Annotated in this window: 1 protein-coding gene; it reads right to left on the reverse strand. The window is 34.7% G+C overall.

The features are described from left to right. Nucleotides 1-45: 45 nt before the first annotated feature. A complete protein-coding gene (locus tag AAV96_RS00230; protein WP_046737854.1) occupies nt 46-2,070 on the reverse strand; it encodes an Ig-like domain-containing protein in 2,025 nt (674 codons plus the stop codon). Nucleotides 2,071-2,372 lie beyond the last annotated feature (302 nt).

Here is a 2,372-nt window from a genome sequence, read left to right on the forward strand (position 1 = left end):
TAATTAGTTCGGTTTATTTTACACAATAAATCGACTACGTTATGCTTATTTGTACATTAGACAATTGGTAATATCAGTGCCAAATGGGCTTGTTTTATCTGGTCTAAATTTTCCTTCTGCATCATCAACATCAGTTACGGCAACAGGAGGTACAAAAGATAAAGCCATTGTATTATCTTTTGTTGAAACTGTAGTTGCTGCAACTATATTAGCACGTAGCCAATTAGAATAATTTTTACCATATCTAACTTTAAAGTCAAATTTACCTTGCGAATCAGTAGTAAATGTTGTTTTTGTTCCAAGTGGTGTATTGTTCATACTCAAAATAGCAATATTACTTGCATATTCATTCGATGGACATTCTACAAAGGTTGTAATTCTCTTTGGAATATTATTCTCAACAGTAATGTAATCACGAGACCAACGCCAGAAATTTACCCATGAGAAGGTACCATCACTAAGTTGAGTATAAGAAGCCTCGCGCACCCAATTAAATTCCCCTTTCATAAAACTTACCAGTTCTAATGAAATACTAATTTTTTGGTTTGCAATTGGATTTCCAGCAGTATCAACAACAGATGCTGAAAAATCCTTATTATAAAAAGTACTAGCGTTTGGATCTGTAGTAACTAAATGATTTTGTGAAATAGTAATATAAGCAGATTGGGTTGCAACTGTTAATTTCAACCTTTCAGAATAAACAGGCGCTTGAACCTTAGCATCACCAGCAGCTGCATCAATTTCTACACCACCACCTAATGTTTGAGCTGCACCAGCAGTGTAAACTACAGTTGCACGACCAGCACTATCAGTCATAGCTTTTGGTTGAGAAATCTGTCCTGTTGAAGATGTATCTTTTACAACAAAAAATGATACTTCTGTATTTGGTATTGGAGAGCCATTTTTATCTTTAACCAAAGCACTTATTTTTGTATTCGCTCCTGGTGCTAATACACTAGCCTCAGATTGGATCGAAATCATAGCCGGTAAGCCTGGACTTACCCTTTGAGCAGCATAATATGTATTAACACCAAATTGTGCAGACACAGTTGCTATTGCCGCCACTGCACCTACAAGAGTTGTAGTAACCTCGCCAACCCACTTACCATTCTCTTGTCTAATATTGTTAATTAAAGCTTCAGGAGTAACTGTACCATTGGTTGTTGCAAATTTAACCACTTTACCCTTTAATTCAGCTTCGGTATTAGCTGTTACTTTAAACGTAAGGGGTTTTGCAACATCAATACCAACCGGATCAGTATTAGAAATCAGCTGTAAAACATTATCAGCTACGTTTGCAGTTAATGTAATAGGATCTATAGTTAATAAATTAGAAACTGTTTGATTTGCTCCCTCCACTGTTAGTTTACCTAGCAAACTCAATTTACGATCTGAAGAGTTAAGAACTGTAGAATAGGGCACTTTAAAAATTGCTTTCCCGGCTACATCTGTCGTAATTAGATCAGTAATCGTCTTTCCAGTAACATCAACTAAACCTGCTTTAGCACCTTTTAATGGACTTCCAACCGCATCAAGTGCAGTTAGTGTAATAGTAGCAGTATCACCTTCTTCTAATAAATTCATATCTGAAGAAATAGTAATTGCAGTACCATTTACTGGAATAGCTAATTCTTGTTTTGTTTGACCAGATGTTACAACAACTGTAATGGTTCTATTTATGCGTTGATCGAGTGTTGTATTAACTAGGGTTAGCGTAGATTTTGCAAGTCCATTTTCATCGCTCACAATATTACTTTTAGTACTTAGGCTTGCACCAGCATTTAAAGCATCCTTAATCTCAATCTTGAGATTTGCTTTAGGAACTATACCACCTGTTTTATCTAATGTCCGGATCGTCAAATCTAAGCTATCATTGCCACCCGCATTAAGACTACTTTTACTTTGACCTACAGATAAAAGTTCAGCAGATACTTGTGTTGACGTATTTGTATTATCGGTATTGGAAGATCCACTATTTGTGTCAAAATAGCCTCCTCCCCCGCCGCAACTCGCTAACATTACTGACATAGTAATCGCTGACAACTTTAGAGTAAGCTGTTTTTTATTCATCATCATTCCTTTATATCCCCAATCTAACCTAAAACAGGATAAGATTTTTAATTATAAAAATATGCCTAATGAAATCACAATCTAGCTTTTATGTAAATATACTTTATCTTCAAGTAAAAAATATAAAAGAGAACTTATTCAAACTATTTTCTTGAAACGAGATTTTCACTAAATTTTAAGATTTAAATTTTTATAATTCGCTGAATTTTAGGGTCTAATTCAAAAAATGAATTACTTGATATACATCAATTAAAGGTACTACAACTATTTGATATTTCCTCCCCCCGCAAAAAAACACCCCT

The organism is Acinetobacter sp. AG1, from assembly GCF_001005525.1.
Classification (GTDB): domain Bacteria; phylum Pseudomonadota; class Gammaproteobacteria; order Pseudomonadales; family Moraxellaceae; genus Acinetobacter; species Acinetobacter modestus.

Bases quoted from the DNA above. Each gene is read 5' to 3' on its own strand.
- AAV96_RS00230 (WP_046737854.1), bottom strand. From the start codon at position 2,070: ATGAATAAAAAACAGCTTACTCTAAAGTTGTCAGCGATTACTATGTCA.